The organism is Haloferax sp. Atlit-12N, assembly GCF_003383095.1.
Lineage (GTDB): Archaea > Halobacteriota > Halobacteria > Halobacteriales > Haloferacaceae > Haloferax.
Map to the genome: position 1 here is coordinate 1 of NZ_PSYW01000051.1, position 822 is coordinate 822.

General features: G+C 58.6%; 2 protein-coding genes. Both read right to left on the minus strand.

Annotation, left to right across the window (positions count from 1 at the left end):
- Positions 1-465: hypothetical protein (locus tag C5B90_RS19930; RefSeq protein WP_115883635.1), on the minus strand; the 465-nt coding region annotated here is incomplete at its 3' end.
- Positions 466-768 carry a hypothetical protein gene (locus tag C5B90_RS19935; protein WP_058567097.1) on the minus strand — a complete coding sequence of 101 codons (303 nt, stop codon included), beginning with the start codon at positions 766-768 and terminating at the stop codon, positions 466-468.
- Positions 769-822 lie beyond the last annotated feature (54 nt).

Here is an 822-nt window from a genome sequence, read left to right on the forward strand (position 1 = left end):
ACCCCAGATACGAGCGTCGCTGAGGTCAGCGAGGAGCAGGCGCGCATCAGCAGCTGAGAGCTGTTCAGTTCGAACGAACACCGAGAGCAGCGTCGGCGTCGTGACGAGTCGGGTATCAGCGAGTGAGGCGTGGATCAAACCAAGTTGGTTGAACTCGTCACAGAGGAAGAGCGCAGCATCGAGTTCGTTTGCGAGGGTGACCGCCGCGTTCTCACCGTCATCGAGCGGAAACTCCGCATCAAGCTCGACCGACTGTGTTGTGAATGAATCCGTTTGGTCGAGGACGGCGGACGCAGCGTGTCCGTGGACGTCATCGTAGGAGGCAATCTCACGGAGTTCATCGATGACCGCCGTTGGGACGACGACCTCGTACTGTGAAAGACAAAGTGCGAGTGGATCGGGCTCGTCGCCAGTAACGATCCCGAGACTCACGAGGGCGGAGGCGTCTGCGATAAGCTGCGCCATCTATACGTCGGCAACCTCGTCGATGAAGTCCTCGTCTAACTGTTGTTTCAACACGCGGAGGTTGGCCGCCTCTTCGGCGCCGACGAGCGCTTTGAGTTGCTCGAAGGTAATCTCGTCGTCGTAGTAGGCGGCGGCAATCTCCTGGACGAGTTTGTCGTCGTGAGCGGCGTCTTGGAGGTACTCCCGAAGCGCGGTCACGAGGACGTCTGTTCGGTCTTCCCCAAGGACTGCAGCGAGTGCATCCGCCCGATCGATGAGCCGATTGGGGGCCCGAAACTGCACGCGCTTCTTCTCGGTGCTCATGATGTGTACATTGTGAGCCAACTCACTTAGTCGTTTTCGTGTGTACATTGTGAG